This window comes from Amycolatopsis camponoti (assembly GCF_902497555.1).
GTDB lineage: Bacteria > Actinomycetota > Actinomycetes > Mycobacteriales > Pseudonocardiaceae > Amycolatopsis > Amycolatopsis camponoti.
Genome location: NZ_CABVGP010000003.1, coordinates 564,239 through 580,273, shown reverse-complemented (window position 1 = coordinate 580,273; position 16,035 = coordinate 564,239). Strand labels below are relative to the sequence as shown.

Annotated in this window: 16 protein-coding genes and 1 pseudogene; 8 read left to right on the top strand and 9 right to left on the bottom strand. The window is 69.7% G+C overall.

Annotated elements, in window-relative coordinates:
* The first annotated feature begins 172 nt into the window (after nt 1–172).
* Nucleotides 173–2,479: a phosphoribosylformylglycinamidine synthase subunit PurL gene (gene purL, locus AA23TX_RS39140; RefSeq protein WP_439328800.1), complete on the top strand. Its 2,307-nt coding sequence runs from the start codon at nt 173–175 to the stop codon at nt 2,477–2,479.
* Nucleotides 2,480–2,642: 163 nt separating this feature from the next.
* Here purL and AA23TX_RS39135 read toward each other — a convergent pair.
* From AA23TX_RS39135 to AA23TX_RS39105, 7 genes and pseudogenes are all read right to left on the bottom strand, one after another.
* Nucleotides 2,643–2,882 (bottom strand): annotated as a pseudogene (locus AA23TX_RS39135) (leucine zipper domain-containing protein); the annotation flags it as partial.
* A 192-nt stretch (nt 2,883–3,074) separates the two neighbouring features.
* A complete protein-coding gene (locus AA23TX_RS49810; protein WP_196425786.1) occupies nt 3,075–3,899 on the bottom strand; it encodes a pentapeptide repeat-containing protein in 825 nt (274 codons plus the stop codon).
* A complete protein-coding gene (locus AA23TX_RS39125) occupies nt 3,896–5,002 on the bottom strand; it encodes a pentapeptide repeat-containing protein (RefSeq protein ID WP_155548010.1) in 1,107 nt (368 codons plus the stop codon). Before AA23TX_RS39125 ends, AA23TX_RS49810 begins: the two co-directional genes overlap by 4 nt.
* Before the next feature lie 4 nt (nt 5,003–5,006).
* Nucleotides 5,007–5,918, bottom strand: a complete 912-nt coding sequence (locus tag AA23TX_RS39120; RefSeq protein WP_155548009.1) for a hypothetical protein — start codon at nt 5,916–5,918, stop codon at nt 5,007–5,009.
* Between the two features lie 182 nt (nt 5,919–6,100).
* The gene (locus tag AA23TX_RS39115) at nt 6,101–6,970 is read right to left on the bottom strand and encodes a lysozyme (RefSeq protein WP_155548008.1); all 870 of its coding nucleotides are present in this window, start codon (nt 6,968–6,970) and stop codon (nt 6,101–6,103) included.
* A gap of 188 nt (nt 6,971–7,158) precedes the next feature.
* Nucleotides 7,159–7,959, bottom strand: coding sequence for a lysozyme (locus AA23TX_RS39110; protein ID WP_155548007.1), 801 nt, complete (start codon nt 7,957–7,959; stop codon nt 7,159–7,161).
* A gap of 99 nt (nt 7,960–8,058) precedes the next feature.
* Entirely contained in the window at nt 8,059–8,757 is a 699-nt protein-coding gene (locus AA23TX_RS39105) for a type VII secretion system-associated protein (protein WP_155548006.1), read from the bottom strand.
* A 62-nt stretch (nt 8,758–8,819) separates the two neighbouring features.
* On the opposite strand from AA23TX_RS39105, the gene AA23TX_RS39100 reads away from it, so the two are divergent.
* Nucleotides 8,820–9,200 carry a sterol carrier family protein gene (locus AA23TX_RS39100; RefSeq protein WP_196425785.1) on the top strand — a complete coding sequence of 127 codons (381 nt, stop codon included), beginning with the start codon at nt 8,820–8,822 and terminating at the stop codon, nt 9,198–9,200.
* Nucleotides 9,201–9,234: 34 nt separating this feature from the next.
* Here the strand turns inward: AA23TX_RS39100 and AA23TX_RS39095 are convergent, their stop codons facing one another.
* Complete coding sequence (locus AA23TX_RS39095) at nt 9,235–10,032, bottom strand: SAM-dependent methyltransferase (RefSeq protein ID WP_196425784.1); 798 nt, start codon at nt 10,030–10,032, stop codon at nt 9,235–9,237.
* A gap of 200 nt (nt 10,033–10,232) precedes the next feature.
* On the opposite strand from AA23TX_RS39095, the gene AA23TX_RS39090 reads away from it, so the two are divergent.
* The 6 genes from AA23TX_RS39090 to arfB all read left to right on the top strand — a co-directional run bounded on the left by AA23TX_RS39090 (nt 10,233) and on the right by arfB (nt 15,168).
* On the top strand, nt 10,233–11,111 hold the full coding sequence (locus tag AA23TX_RS39090; protein WP_155548004.1) for a Sco1979 family transcriptional regulator: 879 nt from the start codon (nt 10,233–10,235) through the stop codon (nt 11,109–11,111).
* A 316-nt stretch (nt 11,112–11,427) separates the two neighbouring features.
* Entirely contained in the window at nt 11,428–11,667 is a 240-nt protein-coding gene (locus tag AA23TX_RS39085; RefSeq protein ID WP_155548003.1) for a DUF397 domain-containing protein, read from the top strand.
* On the top strand, nt 11,654–11,959 hold the full coding sequence (locus AA23TX_RS39080) for a hypothetical protein (RefSeq protein ID WP_155548002.1): 306 nt from the start codon (nt 11,654–11,656) through the stop codon (nt 11,957–11,959). The genes AA23TX_RS39085 and AA23TX_RS39080 overlap by 14 nt, the downstream gene beginning before the upstream one ends.
* 117 nt (nt 11,960–12,076) lie before the next feature.
* A complete protein-coding gene (purF, locus tag AA23TX_RS39075) occupies nt 12,077–13,603 on the top strand; it encodes an amidophosphoribosyltransferase (RefSeq protein WP_155548001.1) in 1,527 nt (508 codons plus the stop codon).
* Between the two features lie 29 nt (nt 13,604–13,632).
* Nucleotides 13,633–14,703, top strand: a complete 1,071-nt coding sequence (gene purM / locus AA23TX_RS39070) for a phosphoribosylformylglycinamidine cyclo-ligase (protein WP_155548000.1) — start codon at nt 13,633–13,635, stop codon at nt 14,701–14,703.
* A gap of 48 nt (nt 14,704–14,751) precedes the next feature.
* Nucleotides 14,752–15,168, top strand: a complete 417-nt coding sequence (arfB, locus tag AA23TX_RS39065) for an alternative ribosome rescue aminoacyl-tRNA hydrolase ArfB (protein ID WP_155549356.1) — start codon at nt 14,752–14,754, stop codon at nt 15,166–15,168.
* Here the strand turns inward: arfB and AA23TX_RS39060 are convergent.
* Nucleotides 15,165–15,899: a GNAT family N-acetyltransferase gene (locus tag AA23TX_RS39060; protein WP_155547999.1), complete on the bottom strand. Its 735-nt coding sequence runs from the start codon at nt 15,897–15,899 to the stop codon at nt 15,165–15,167. The genes arfB and AA23TX_RS39060 overlap by 4 nt on opposite strands.
* Nucleotides 15,900–16,035: the final 136 nt, after the last annotated feature.

Sequence of the window (16,035 nt, the reverse complement as noted above, 5' to 3'; positions counted from 1 at the left end):
TCCGCGCACCCGAGTTGTCCCCAGGCGCGCGTGATGCCGCCGAGTTGTCCCCAGGCGCCGGGAAGTCACAGCGGGGCCCTCGATGTCGGCTCGGTCACACCCGCCGGCGTCCGCTCGATCCCGGCGGGCCCACCGTCCGGGGCGGCCGGGTGCGCCCCGTATCCTGGCGGCCGTGGCGAACCCTGACACGGACACCGTGACCAGCACCGTTGACACCACCGAGCGCGCCGGGGCGACCCCGGACCACGGCCAGCCGTATCGCGAGCTCGGGCTCGCCGACGACGAGTACGCCCGCATCCGGGAAATCCTCGGCCGCCGGCCCACCGACGCCGAGCTGGCCATGTACTCGGTGATGTGGAGCGAGCACTGCTCCTACAAGTCGTCGAAGAAGCACCTGCGCTACTTCGGGGAGACCGCCACCGACGAGATGAAGGCCAAGATGCTGGCCGGCATCGGCGAGAACGCCGGCGTCGTCGACATCGGCGAGGGCTGGGCGGTCACCTTCAAGGTGGAGAGCCACAACCACCCGTCCTATGTGGAGCCGTACCAGGGCGCCGCGACCGGCGTCGGCGGCATCGTCCGCGACATCATGGCCATGGGCGCGCGGCCCCTCGCGGTCTCGGACGCGCTGCGCTTCGGCCCGGCCGACGCCCCCGACACCAAGCGCGTGCTGCCCGGTGTCGTCGCCGGCGTCGGCGGCTACGGCAACTGCCTCGGCCTGCCGAACATCGGCGGCGAGCTGGTGTTCGACCCGTCCTACGCCGGGAACCCGCTGGTCAACGCCCTGTGCGTCGGCGCGATGCGCGTCGAGGACCTGCACCTGGCGTTCGCGTCCGGCACCGGCAACAAGATCATCCTGTTCGGCGCGCGCACCGGCCTCGACGGCATCGGCGGCGTGTCCGTCCTCGCGAGTGACACCTTTTCGGGTGACGAGTCCTCGGGCGGCCGCAAGAAGCTGCCGAGCGTCCAGGTCGGCGACCCGTTCACCGAGAAGGTGCTCATCGAGTGCTGCCTCGAGCTGTTCGAGCAGAAGCTCGTCGTCGGCATCCAGGACCTCGGCGGCGCCGGGCTGTCCTGCGCGACGTCCGAGCTGGCCGCGGCCGGCGACGGTGGTATGCACATCTACCTCGACCGGGTTCCGTTGCGCGCCACCGGGATGACGCCGGCGGAGGTGCTTTCGAGCGAGTCGCAGGAGCGCATGTGCGCGGTCGTCTCGCCGGAGAACGTCGAGGCGTTCATGGCGGTCTGCCGCAAGTGGGACGTCATCGCCACCGACATCGGCGAGGTCACCGACGGCGAGCACCTGGTGATCACCTGGAACGACGAGATCGTCGTCGACGTCCCGGCGCACACGGTGGCCCACCAGGGCCCGGTGTACGACCGGCCGATCGAGCGTCCGTCCACTCAGGACGCGCTGATCGCGGACACGTCGGCGAAGCTGCCGCGTCCGTCCACTCCGGACGAACTGCGCGCGGACGTGCTTCGCCTCATCTCTTCGCCCAACCAGGCCTCCAAGGAATGGGTGACGTCGCAGTACGACCGGTACGTGCGCGGCAACTCCGTGCTCTCGCAGCCGTCCGACTCGGGCATGATCCGGATCGACGAGTCGAGTGGCCGCGGCGTCTCGGTGGCGACGGACTGCAACAGCAAGTTCGTGTACCTGGACCCGTACCGCGGCGCGCAGCTGGCGCTGGCGGAGGCGTACCGCAACGTGGCGACGGGCGGCGCGACGCCGGTGGCGGTCTCGGACTGCCTGAACTTCGGCGCCCCGACCGACCCGGGCGTGATGTGGCAGTTCGAGCAGGCGGTGCACGGCCTGGCGGACGGCTGCGTCGAGCTGGGCATCCCGGTGACGGGCGGCAACGTGAGCTTCTTCAACCAGACGGGTTCGACGGCGATCCTGCCGACGCCGGTGATCGGCGTCCTCGGCGTGATCGACGACGTGACCCGCCGCATCCCGACGGGCATCGGCGCGGAGGCGGGCGAAACCCTGCTGCTGCTGGGCGAAACGCACGACGAGCTGGACGGTTCGGCGTGGGCCCGCGAGCTCCACGGCCACCTCGGCGGCGTCCCCCCGCGCGTCGACCTGGCGCGCGAGAAGCTGCTGGGCGAGATCCTGGTGGCGGGCTCCCGCGACGGAATGATCTCGGCGGCGCACGACCTGTCCGACGGCGGCCTGATCCAGACGCTGGTCGAGACCGTCCTCATCGGACAGTGCGGCGCCCGCGTGTTCCTCGACGACACCCAGGACCCGTTCGTCCAGCTGTTCTCCGAGTCGGCGGGCCGCGTCCTGGTGGCGATCCCCCGCACAGAGGAGCTCCGCTTCACGGAGATGTGCACGGCGCGCGGGTTGCCGTGGCGCCGGACGGGCGTGGTGGACCCGGAGTCGGGCACGCTGGAGCTGCAGGGAATCACGGAGTTCACGCTCGACGAGCTGCGCGAGCCCTGGGAGAAGACCCTCCCGGCCCTGTTCGACTGACGGATCCCCGGACCTGTCCACAGGGTGGTTCGAATGTGGACAGGTCGGGGGAGGGTGAGCTTTTCCCGAGGGTTTGTCGCACCCCGCCGATAGACTGGACTCGGGGACGCCCCCCAGGGAAGGGCGGGGGCTGCTCGGGGTTGTGCTGACCCGCGAGGTGGGGCACGCGGCTGGTGAGTGGGCGGCTTGCGAGTGCGGTGTACCCGCGGTTCGGGCTTGCGTGCGATCGGCTGGACCGATCGGCCATAGCCGGGGTCGCGGTAGCGGCCGGCCCGCCGCGCGGCGGTGGAAAGCGACACCTGGAAACGCTCCGCGACTCGTCGCAGTGACCAGCCGTCATCGACGATGCAGCGGGCCAGGCGCAGTCTGCCGGTCGGGTCAGGGGCGCGTTGGCACGGGGCACGAGGGCTTCCGTCGGGCTGGTGTCGACGTCGCAGTCCACGCCGACCCCGGAGTCCTTTCCTCACACCAAGATCATCACCACGGTCACCCAGGTTCCGGCAGCAGGCGAGGCCTGAGCCGCACCCCGCCCTCGGCGGAAGCCGGAGCGGCAAAGCAGCACCTTGCCCGAGCCCGCCCGGAAACGCGGGACTGCTCAGGGCAGCTCGGTCCCCTCAGGCAAGCTGGCCTGCCCGAAATCCGGCGGCAGGGCAAACGAAACCTCCCGAAAACTCACCTCATCGTGCGCGGTGAAGTCCCGAAACCCCGTCCCAGCCCCGAACTTGGTCCGCACGAAATCCACCGGCCCGTGCACGCTGGCCCCGGTGAAGAAGACGGAACCCGAAAACGACGTGTCCGTGAACGAAACACCGTTGACGATCATCGCCCGTTGCGCGCCCAGCAGGCCCACCTCCTTGCCCGACAGGTTGAACCGGTCGAGCCGCGCCCCCGAAAGGTCGAGCGCGTAGGCCGGCCCGCCCGAACCGGCGTCCGGCAGCAACGAGCGGATCACCCGCTGGGCCGTACGCCGGGCCTGCAGCTCACGCGAGGCGGCAGCCGGATCGTCGACCTTGTCGATCTCGGGGTGCGCGAACGGGCGCCGCAAGTACGCGCACAGCACGTCGAGCACCGTCTGCGTGTAGGTCTCGGGCCGCGACCGCGCGACTCCGCCCAGCGCGTGAATCGCCCCCACGCGCACCTGGTCGGCGTCGTGCCCGAGCAGCTCGACCGCTTTCGCGAACCGCTCGTCGGAGATGCGCGTGCGTTCGAGTTCGTGCCGGTCCTCCTCGACGCGACGGCGCCGGTCGTTCAACCACAACCCGTACAACGCCGCGACCGCGCCACCCGCCAGCCCCGCGGTCTTGAGCGCGTCGCCCCGGCTGGTCGCGCGGTCGGCGAGCAACCACACCAGCACCCCGGCGAAGATCGCCGCGCTGACCAGGAACGCCGTGGCCAGGGGTGAGACGCGCGGTCGCCTCACTTGCCCACCTTCGAGACGATCCGGGATTCGCCGTCGCGCAGTTCCTCCAGTGCCCAACCCTCAGGCAGTCGTACGTCTTTCTCTGACCGAACCAGCGTGTTGTACAGCGAGGCTGACTTCGGTAGCGAAGCGAACCGCAGGTCCGTCTGCCCTCCGAAGGAGATTCGCTGCAGGTCCAGCGAATCGGCAGCGACCACGTCGGTGAACACCGCATCTCCGTTGAACTCCGCGTTCCTGAACTTGGTTCGACTCAAGAAACGTGTTCCGGTGAAGTCTGCCAGGGTCGCGAACTTCGTGCCGCTGAACCATGCGAAGTGTTCAAAAACTGTTCCGCAGCAACGAAAGGAGCCGAGGACTCGGCCAGGGCCGGCTCCGGCGGCAGTGAAGTAGGCCGGGCCGGTGAAGCGACAGTTGTTCAGGTTCGTTCTGCTGTGCAACGCGGCATAGCGCAGAAGCAGCTCGCCGATCTTGCGCCCGGACAGATCGAAGTACTCCAAGACCGCGCCGGTCAGATCGAGATCGTACGAGGGTGCCTCGACGTCAGTGGACAGGGGCAGCAGCTCCGTGATCAGCCGCTGCGCTGTAAGGCGCACCTGGAGTTCCTGCTCCTGCTCGGGCGTCCCTCGGGTGCCGTCGCGCTCCTTGCGTTCGAGGTCGGCTTTATACCTCGGGTGGTCGAACGGCCGCCTCAAGTACGAGCACAACACGTCCAGCACCGTCTGCGTGTACTCCGGACGGCTGCGCGCCAACCCCGCCAGCGCGTGCATCGCCCCCACGCGCACCTGGTCGGCCGCGTGCCCGAGCAGCTCGACGGCCTTCGCGAACCGCTCGTCGGCCACCCGCTCGCGGTCCAGCTCCGCGCGCTGGGACTCGAGCTCGTGCCGCTGCCGCTCGATGTCCTGGCGGCGCTCCTCGACCCGGCGGCGCCGGTCGTTCAGCCACAGCGCGTACAGCGCCACGATCGCGCCGCCGGCGAGGCCGCCGGTCTTCAGCGCGTCACTGCGGCTGGTGGCGGGGTCGGTCAGCAACCAGCCGCCGACCCCGGCCAGCAGCACCACCGACGCGAGGAACGTCCACGCCAGCGGTGATCGCCACAGCTTCACCGGGTCAGGACACCAGCATCGTGCTGACGCAGAAGCCCTTGTCGTCGAAGTTCGTCGCGCTCAGCGTGCCCTTGACGTTCTTGCCCGCGGACGTCCCGGTGACCTGGCCCTCGACGAGGAACTCGTCGTCCGGCACGTCGCCGAGCTCGAGCTGCAGCGGCGGCTTGAGGAACGTCTTGAGCCACGAGTCGAGCAGGTCCTTCGAGTCCGAGCAGCCCAGCGCGAGCGCGCCGGGGGTGTCGCCCGCGTTCAGCTTGTCGATGAAGCCCTGCAGCACGACCTTGGCGTCCGCCCCGCCCGCGCTCGGCGAAGACGGCTTCGTGGTCGGCGTGGTCTTCTTCGGGGTCGTCTTCGGCGTCGACGGCTTGGCGGACGTGCTCGACGACGGCGGCGCCGCGACGTTGTTGTCCTTCGACAGGAAGAAGCCGGGCGCGACGAAGCCGGTGATTCCCACGGCCGCGAGCAGGACGACCACGGCACCGATGGTGATCCACAGCCCGGTCTTGCCCTGCTTCGGCGGCGCCGGCGGCCCGCCGAAGCCCTGGCCGTAGCCCCCGGACTGGTCCCAGCCCGCCATCTGGCCACCCTGGTTCGGGTCCCAGGCCTGCTGGCCGTACTGCTGCGCGTTCGGGTCCGCCCACGCCGACTGCTGCTGCGCGTTCGGGTCGCCCCAAGCCTGCTGCTGCTGGGCGTTCGGGTCACCCCACTGCGGCTGCGGGTTCGCCGGGTAGCCCTGCTGCTGCTGGTTCGGGTCCCAGCCCTGCGGGTACTGCTGCGTCGGGTACGGCTGCTGCTGCTGCTGGTTGGGGTCCCACCCACCCTGCTGCGGGTACGGCTGCTGGAAGCCACCGGACTGGGGCTGCTGGCCGTACGGGTCGGGCTGGCCGGGCTGGCCCGGCTGAGGCGGGTACGTCATCTTTCATGCCTTCCGGGCGCTGGATGTTCGTGCGCTTCCGACGTCCGCAAGGCCTGTGCGGTTCCCCCAGGACGTGGTGAGCAGCATTCTGCAAGGTCGGACGGTACGGCATGAAACCGGCTCCCGGGCGCGACGACGCGAAGTCGTCACGGATCCGGGAGCCGGGATGGCGGGGATAGGGGTCAGCCGTTGGCGAGGGCCTGGAGCCGGTCGTAGGCACCGTTGAAGGTGTCCTGGTCGAGCGGGCTCGAGGTGTACTGCCAAACGGTGTAGAAGCCCCAGTTGTAGGGCAGGGTGCCGACCGACGACGCGTACCGCGCGACCCACAGCGGGGCCGTGCTGGAGAAGTCACCGCTCACGCAGCTGCCCCACCAGCTCGTCGACGTGTAGATCACCGGGTAGCGGCCGGTCAGGGAGTGGTAGGTGTCGTGGAAGTCGAGGATCCACGACGTCATGCCCGCCTTGCTCAGCCCGTAGCAGGTCGCGCCGTACGGGTTGTACTCCATGTCCAGTGCGCCCGGCAGCGTCCGGCCGTCCTTGGACCAGCCGCCGCCGTGGGCGACGAAGTACCTGGCCTGCGCGGCGCCGCTCGCGGTGTTCGGGGTCGCGAAGTGGTAGGCGCCGCGGATGAAGCCCTGGTTGTAGGAGCCGTTGTACTGCTGCGCGAAGTACGGGTTCGTGTAGCTGGTGCTCTCGGTGGCTTTGGTCCAGACGAACCGCTTGCCCTGGTTCCACCAGTTCGCCCAGTCGACGTTGCCCTGGTAGCCGGCGACGTCCATGCCGGCCACGGTGGCCAGCACCTGGCCGGGGATCGCCTGGCCGGGCTGTGGCTGCTGCGCCGCCTTTTGCGAGTCCGGGGTCGACTTGTCGCCTTCGACGCGGCGGATCTGCGACCCCAGTTCGTGGTCGTGCTGGGCGATGTCCGCGTTGATCGCGGACACGGGGTCGGCTTCGGGGGAGAAGGTCGCCGCCTGGGCCGTGCTGCCGAGCAGGAGCAGCGTGGCCGGGACGACCAGGGCGGCGAACAGCCGCCTTCTTCGGGAAGTGGACATCGTTGAATCCCTTCACAGATACCCTCGCTGAGGACGGCTTACTGCAGGTAGCCGCCCGTGCACGATTGTGAGGACGAAGGGGCGCTTTGTCACTCAGTTCCGTGAAATTGGGTATACGTGTGGGTGATTTTCCCGGGAAGAAGATCGTCAATCGGTGGCCGGTTAACACCTATAATTCGTGAGGCCGGTCAGCCGAGCGCGAGGGCGCGCAGCCGGTCGGCCGGGCCGTTGAACCAGTTCTGGTCGCCGGGCAGGGAACCGCTGTCGGCGAACTGCCAGATCGTGTGGACGCTCCAGCTCGCGGGCAGCTCACCGATGAAGGTGTTGTAGCGGGCGATCCACAGCGGATTGCCGCCGAAGCCGCCGTTGTTCGCGGTGCAGCGCTTCCACCAGCTCGTCGACGTGTAGATGGCCGGGTAGCGCCCGGTGGCCGCGCGGTAGGTCTCGGAGAAGTCGCTGATCCAGCGGACCATCCCGGCCGCGTCCTTGCCGTAGCAGGTTTCGCCGTACGGGTTGTACTCCGCGTCGAGTGCGCCGGGCAGGGTCCGGCCGTCGGCCGACCAGCCGCCGCCGTGGGCCAGGAAGTACCGCGCCTGCGACGCGCCGTCGGAGATGTCCGGCCGGGCGAAGTGGTAGGCGCCGCGGATCAGGCCGGCGTCGTAGGAACCGTTGTACTGCTGGGCGAACTGCGGGTTGACGAACCCGGTGCCCTCGGTCGCCTTGACGTAGACGAACTTCGCGCCCGTCCGCGCCGCGCCGGGCCAGTCGACCGGGCCCTGGTGACCGCTGACGTCGTGCCCGAGCTGCTGGTCGTCGGTCGCGTACAGCGGGCCGGGCGCCGCGTCGACGCCTTCGACCTTGGCGATCTGCGAGCCGGCGTAGTGGTCCGCGGCGCCGGCGTAGATGTCGTCGGCCTCCGCCGGCGCCGGTCCGGCGACGAGCAGGACGGCAGCGGCGAAGGGAAGCAGTGCACGACGTCTCACCCTCATGCTCCCCACCGGTCTCGTGAGTCTTGTCCAGCCTCACGATGCACCCGAGTCGCCGATCCGGCGACTCGGGTGGTCACCCGATGGAGTTAAATCCGCAGGTCAGCGCGGTTCGTCGGCCAGCGCCTTCAGCAGGTGCTCGGCCGGGACGACGGCCGTGATCAGGTCGTGCGGGTTGATCGCGACGGGGTGGCCGCCGAGCAGGCCGACGATGTCGCGGCCGACCACGGCGCGCGCGTGCGGCCACTCGCGCGGCACCAGCGCTTTGCGGGTGTAGGCGGGCACCATGACCCGGCCGTCGGTGTTGTGGAAGCCGATCACCGTGCGCTGCACCGGCGACATCGCGTAGACGAACAGCGTCGAGTCGAGGACGACCTTCGGCAGGTCCGACGCCGGCCGGTGCTCGGTGCGGACGAGCTGCAGCAGCTGCTCGAGGTCGTTCGACGGCTCCGGGAAGCCGAGCGCCTTGGGCGAAGGCCGGTAGCGGTCGTTGGGGTGGAAGTCGGCGACGACGTCGCCCGCGCCGTTCACCGGGTAGGCGCCGACGACCGCCCACGACGGCACCGGGCCGTTCGGGTCGAAGGCTTCGTCGATGACGTAGAGCCAGCTGTCGGGGTTGGCGCGGGCGTTCGCGCGCATCTCCGACGTGATCTCGGGCGTGCCGTGCTTGCCGGAGCGCCGCGCCTGCTGGCCGCCGCGCCGCGCGGCGCGGTTGTGCTTGCTGTGCTTGCCCGGGCGATCGGCCCCGCTTCCGGTGGGCTGCTGCGAAACCATCCGATCTGCCTCGTCCCGCTGCGCCATCTACATCCCCACGTTCTCGGGTGTGCCTGAAAAGTCTTGGTGCGCCACTCTACTGTTTGCCCATGGCCTCTTCGCGTTCGGTCGACCCCGGACAGTTACGTGCGGCGGTGCTGGCGATTTCCGGGTGGCTGCAAGGCGACGCGCCCGATCCGGCGCGGCCGGAGCTGGCCGCGGCGGTCCGGCTCAGCCTGCGCGCGCTCGCGGCCGACGCGCCGGGCCGCACCGTCGAGGTCCGCGTGCCGCCGTTCGCGGCGGTGCAGTGCGTGGACGGGCCGCGGCACACCCGCGGCACCCCGCCGAACGTGATCGAGACCGACCCGCGCACGTGGCTCGAGCTCGCCACTGGCCGGCTGGACTGGACCACGGCGGTGGCGGACGGCCGGGTGTCCGCGTCGGGCACCCGGGCCGACCTTTCCCACTGGCTCCCGATCCTCCGGATCTGATTCCGGATCCGGAGGAAGGCGGGAGCGGGCCGGGCTACGGCTTGCGGCCGACGCCGCCGGAGATCGTCCGCTGCGCGACGTTGAGCTCCTTGAGCCGCGGGCCGTCCGGCCACCAGTCGGCGCACAGCGTCACGCCGGGTTCGACCATTTCGAGGCCGGGGAACAGCGCCTCGATCTCCTTGTGCGTCCGGAACGTGCCCGAGCCCATCGGGCTGTGCACGAAGAAGTCCTCCATGCGGCGCGCGGTCGCGGAGTCCTCGTTCTCGGGGTCCGAGAAGTGGCTGAGCCCGACGAAGGAGCCGGACGGCAGCGCGTCGACGTACTCCCGCATGATCTCGGCCGGCCGGTCGTGGTCGCCCTTGAAGTGGTGCAGCGTGCCCATCTGCAGCAGCACGAGCGGCTGCGTGAAGTCGATGTGCTCGCGGACGACCTCGTTCTGGAGGATCCGCTGCGGCTCGAAGATGTCTTCGGCGACGAAGTGGGTGTGCTCGTTCTCTTCGAGCAGTGCGCGGCCGTGCGCGAGGACCACCGGGTCGTTGTCGACGTAGACGACCTTGGTCTCCGGGTTGATCCGCTGGACGACCTGGTGCGTGTTCTCCGCCGTCGGCAGGCCGGATCCGAGGTCGAGGAACTGGGTGATGCCGGTCTGGCTGGCGAGGAAGCGGCACGCGCGGATGAGGAAACCGCGGTTTTCGAAGGCGAGGTCCTGAGCTTCCGGCGCGGCCTGCTGCACCTTGTGCAGGACCTCCCGGTCGATCTCGTAGTTGTCCTTCCCGAGGAGGAAGGCGTCGTACACGCGCGCGATGCTCGCTCGGGTCGGGTCGACCCCCACAGGAACTCGTTCGGTCCGGGTCGCGGCTTCGGGCATCTTGAACCTCGCAAGTTCTGTGTCGAAAGTCTCGTACTCTACGTAGAGTAGGCCGACGCGCGCATGGGGTAAACCGGGTCACCTCTTTGCGCAGGACGGGTTAACGTGTACTTTCGGTAGTCGGGCTAGAACCCCCTGGTGACGTGAGCGCGGAAGGTCCGGGAATGAACGCGGTGAACGCGTCCGCAGGCGAACAGAACATCGGCCCCACTGCGCGCCGCATGATCCTGGGCTCGCAGCTGCGGCGCCTCCGTGAAGAGGCCGGCATCACCCGCCAGCAGGCCGGGTACAACATCCGCGGGTCCGAGTCGAAGATCAGCCGCCTGGAACTGGGCCGGGTCGGCTTCAAGGAACGCGACGTCACCGACCTCCTGACGATGTACGGCGTCGAAGACTCCACCGAGCGCCAGACGTTCCTCGACATGGTCAAGCAGTCGAACGAGCCGGGCTGGTGGCGCCGCTTCGGCGACACGATGCCGAACTGGTTCACCGACCTCGTCGGCCTGGAAGAAGCCGCGGCCCGGATCCAGATCTGGGAGCCGCTGTACGTGTCGGGCCTGCTGCAGATCGAGGGGTACGCCCGGGCGATCTTCAGCCACGGTCGTCCGGAGATGGCCGACGAGCGCGTCGACCAGCTGGTCGCGCTGCGCATGCGCCGGCAGAAGATGTTCAGCAGGCCGGACGCGCCCCGCGTGTGGATGGTGCTCGACGAGTCCGTCCTGTATCGGCCGATCGGCGGGATGAAGGTGCTCAAGCAGCAGATCGAATACCTGCTGGAGATGAGCGCGCTGCCGCACGTGTCGGTGCAGATACTCCCGTTCTCCCGGAGCGGGCTGTCCGCGGAGCACGCATTTTCGCTGCTGCGGTTCGGCGAACCGGAACTGCCGAACATCGCGTACGTCGAGTACCTGACCGGCGCGCACTACATCGAGAAGCGCGAAGAGATCGAGAAGTACAGCCGCTCGCTCGACATGCTGGCGGTCGACTCCGAGACGCCGGAGCGGAGCCGGGCGCTGCTCGCGAAGCGGCGCGCCGAGATCTGAGAACGCCCTGGTGAACCGCTTCACCGGGGTCGACGTGTTCCCGGTAGGTGGTCACCGTTGGTATCCGCGGGTCGGCGGCACTTCCGCGTAATGCCCCGGTCAGCGGTGACTACTCGTAGTTGTTAACCCATTAGGGTCTCTAACTATCACCCGATAGGTTAACTGTGACCTGGTGATCCTTTACCGTCCGAGAACTTTGCATGAAATTCTGCACGTGCATTTACCGTTGCAGGCACACGTGCTAGCCTCCGATACGCGGGCAAATGCACATGCAGATGCATTGCTCGACAAGGTTTTCCGCATCGAGAGGTGGACCATGGCTGAGCGATTCGAGAACGGCATCCCGGCCGACCGGCTCTCCGGGGCCGAGTGGCGCAAGGCGAGCTACAGCGGCGCCGTCGGCAACTGCGTCGAGGTCGCGCCGCTGACCACCGGCGAGATCGCCATGCGCAACTCGCGGTTCCCGACCGGTCCGGCGCTCGTCTACACGCGCGCGGAGATGACGGCGTTCCTGGCCGGCGCGAAGGACGGTGAATTCGACGATGTCCTCGGCTGAGGCCGTCGCCCCCGTCTTCGACATCGAAACCGGACTGCAGGCGCTGGTGGCCCGCGGCTACCAGTTCGTCCACCCCGCCGACGAGCGCGGTGAGGTCCTGGCCGTCGTCGGTGTGCGGGTGCACGATGACGTGGTGGACGTCGTCCGGCTCAACGCCGAAGACGACGTGGAGGCGATCCGGATGCCCGGTACCGAAGACAACATCTTCGAGCCGGAGCGCTGGCTGTGGCGCCGCAGCGGTGAAGGCGCCCAAGTGCTCGCGGAGATGCTCTCGCTGCCGGATGCTTGCTAGGCATGAAGACTTCAGGCCCTGTCCGAAGTGGTCAGTACCACGTCGGGCGGGGCCTGACGCATGTCCGCACCGTCTACACTGAAGCTGGCCTGACCACGTCTTCCCAGGAGCTCCTCGGTGGTTTCCGACCCGCAAGTCGTGTCCGACCAGCCCGACCCGGAACCCCGTGAGGAGTGTGGCGTCTTCGGCGTCTGGGCTCCCGGGGAAGAAGTCGCGAAGCTGACCTACTACGGCCTCTACGCCCTGCAGCACCGCGGGCAGGAGGCCGCCGGCATCTCCGTCTCCGACGGCTCGCAGATCGTGGTCTTCAAGGACCTCGGCCTGGTCAGCCAGGTGTTCGACGAACAGATCCTGCAGTCGCTGCAGGGGCACATCGCCGTCGGGCACTGCCGGTACTCGACCACCGGCGCGACGATCTGGGAGAACGCCCAGCCGATCTTCCGCACCACCGCGACCGGCAGCGGCCTTTCCTTCGCGCACAACGGCAACCTCGTCAACACGGCCGAGCTGCGCGAGCGCACCCTCGCCGCCGGGCTCAAGCCGCACGCGGGCCTGACCGGCTCGTCGAGCGACTCCGACCTGGTCTGCGGCCTGCTCGCGGCGAACGCCGCCGACAAGGGCATCGAAGCCGCCGCGATGGAGCTGCTCCCCACGCTCAAGGGCGCCTTCTGCCTGGTCTTCGCCGACGAGAACACGCTCTACGCGGCGCGTGACCCGCACGGCGTGCACCCCCTGGTCCTCGGCAGGCTCGAGCGCGGCTGGGTCGTCTCGAGCGAGACGGCGGGCCTCGACATCGTCGGCGCGTCCTTCGTCCGCGAGGTCGAGCCCGGCGAGCTCATCGCGATCGACGCGGAGGGCCTGCGCTCGTCTCGTTTCGCGAGCCCGGACCCCAAGGGCTGCGTCTTCGAGTACGTCTACCTCGCCCGTCCCGACACCACGATCGCCGGCCGCGGCGTGCACGCCACGCGCGTCGACATCGGCCGACGGCTCGCGTCCGAGCAGCCGGTCGAGGCCGACCTGGTCATGCCGGTGCCGGAGTCCGGCACGCCGGCTGCCATCGGGTACGCCCAGGGCTCCGGCATCCCCTACGGCACCGGCCTGGTGAAGAACGCCTACGTCGGGCGCACGTTCATCCAGCCGTCGCAGACCATCCGCCAGCTGGGCATCCGCCTCAAGCTCAACCCGCTGCGCGACGTCATCCGCGGCAAGCGCCTGGTCGTGGTGGACGACTCGATCGTCCGCGGCAACACCCAGCGCGCGCTGGTCCGGATGCTGCGCGAGGCCGGCGCGCTCGAGGTGCACGTCCGGATCGCGTCGCCGCCCGTGCGCTGGCCGTGTTTCTACGGCATCGACTTCGCGTCGCGGGCCGAGCTCGTCGCGAACGGCGTCGACCTCGACGGCATCCGCCGCTCGATCGGGGCCGACTCGCTGGGCTACATTTCCCTCGACGGCCTGGTCGCGGCCACGGAACAGCCGAAGTCGCGACTGTGCACGGCGTGCTTCTCCGGCGAGTACCCGATCGCGCTCCCGGAGGACGCGCTGATCGGCAAGCACCTGCTCGAAAGCCTCGACTCGGTCAATGGCGCGGCAACTCCGGTCAGCTCCGCCGGGTACGGTGCCGAAGACGCCGTCCGGCGTCCCTAGCAGTTCCTTCCAGAGGGAGTCCTTCCACCGTGAGCGAGTCCACGAGCGCCACGTACGCCGCCGCCGGCGTCAGCATCGACGCCGGTGACCAAGCCGTCGAGCTGCTCAAGCCGCACGCCGCGCGGGCCACGCGCCCCGAGGTCCTGGGTGGCGTCGGCGGCTTCGCCGGGCTCTTCTCCCTGAGGCTCGACAAGTGGAAGGAGCCGGTGCTCGCGTCGTCGACCGACGGCGTCGGCACCAAGATCGCGGTCGCGCAGGCGCTGGACAAGCACGACACCGTCGGCATCGACCTGGTCGCCATGGTCGTCGACGACCTCGTCGTGACCGGCGCCGAGCCGCTGTTCCTGCAGGACTACATCGCCGTCGGCAAGGTGCACCCGGAGAAGATCGCCGCGCTGGTCGGCGGCATCGCCGAGGGCTGCGTCCAGGCCGGCTGCGCGCTGCTGGGCGGCGAGACCGCCGAGCACCCGGGCCTGATGGGCGAGCACGACTACGACATGTCGGCCACCGGCGTCGGCGTCGTCGAGGCGTCGCAGCTGCTCTCGCCGGAAAAGGTCCGCCCGGGTGACGTCGTGCTCGCGCTCGGCTCGTCGGGCCTGCACTCGAACGGTTACTCCCTGGCCCGGCACGTGCTGCTGGACATCGCGCGGATGCCGCTGAGCGGGCACGTCGAGGAGTTCGGCCGCACCCTCGGCGAGGAGATGCTGGAGCCGACGCGGATCTACGCGAAGGACTGCCTCGCGCTCGCGGCCGAGACCGAGGTCCGGACGTTCGCGCACATCACCGGCGGTGGCCTGGAGGCGAACCTGGCCCGCGTCATGCCGCGCGGCCTGGTCGCCCGGCTCGAGCGCGGGACCTGGACGCCGGCGCCGGTGTTCGCGGTGATCGGCCAGCGCGGCAAGGTCGAGCGGGCCGAGCTGGAGAAGACGTTCAACATGGGCGTCGGCATGGTCGCGATCGTCGGCGCCGAAGACGTCGACCGGGCGCTGGCCATGCTGACCGCGCGGCACGTCCCCGCGTGGATCCTGGGTGACGTCCAGCCCGCCGGCGACGTCGACGGCCCGCGCGCGGTTCTCTCGGGCGACCACCCGCGCTTCTGAAACGTACTTGATCGCAGCTGTCACACTGGTCGAGTGGCAGCCGAAGACGTGGTGATCGGCTCCCGGTTCACGATCCCGGGAGCCGAGTTGAGCGAGCGCTTTTCACGCTCGTCCGGCCCGGGCGGGCAAGGCGTGAACACCACCGACTCGCGCGTCGAGCTGTCCTTCGACGTCGCTTCGTCGCCGTCGATCCCGGAGCACCTGCGTGACCGGGTCCTGGCCGGGCTCGGCTCGCGGCTGGTCGACGGCGTCCTGACGATCGCGGCCAGCGAACACCGCTCGCAGCTGCAGAACCGGGAAGCGGCCCGCGGCCGCCTGACGAACCTCCTGAAGGACGCGTCGGCGCCGCCGCCGGCCAAGCGGCGCGCCACGAAGCCGTCCCGCGGTTCGAAGGAGCGCCGCCTGGCGTCGAAGAAGCGCCGGAGCGACGTGAAACGCGGCCGCTCCGGCCGCTTCGACGATTAGCTCAGCGACAAGTGCACGCACTCACCCGCCGGCCGGTAGCCGACGCGGGCGTAGACGGTGCCGATCCCCAGGTCACCCGGGGTGAGGAACGCGGTGTGCGCGCCGGCTTCGTGGACGTCGCGGGTGAGGCGCGCGGTGAGCGCCGCGGCGATCCCGCGCCTCCGGTACGCCTCGAGCACGGCGATCCCGGCGACCTCGGTGGTGCCGTCGACGATGTCCAGCGCGACCCCGCCGCCGACGACCACGCCGGCCTCTTCCGCGAGGAGGTGCCGTCCGGTGGTCTTCAGCCGGTCGACCTCGGCGTCGCTGATCTCCGGTGCCTCGCCGAACGCGATGTTCTGCGCGGCTCGCATGCGCCGGAAGTCTTCGGCGGACTCCGGTGTCCGCAGCCGGATCTCCGCCGGAGCCGGCCGATCGACCCGGTCGGCCGGCGAACAGGTCATCAGCGGCACCCGGCGTTCGAGCGCGTACCCCGCCTCGACCAGCAGGTTCTCCAGGTCGGGGGCGACGTCGGTGAAGTACTCGAGCCGCGGGAGCAGGTCCCGCCGCCGGTACGCCTCGGTCAGGGCGTCGATCTCGGCCGCCGTCGGCTTCGCGCCGTCGTCCGGGATCGCGTAGTTGAGCATCGGATGGGCCGTGCCCGGTGAGTAGGTCGCCAGGAAGGGGCCGACCTGCTCGGTGTTCCGGCCGCGCGGCGCGGTCTTGCGGACATAAGCCTGAATAGCGGACATCGCTGGGTTGGAGCCTTTCGAGAGCATGTCAAGGAACCGCGGCCCCGGACGGGCTCGCGGGCGGAACGCCGGGCGTCGGGCCTAACGGGGGCCGACGCCGGAGGCGGCGCCAGGCATAGGCGGTCATTCCTTGACT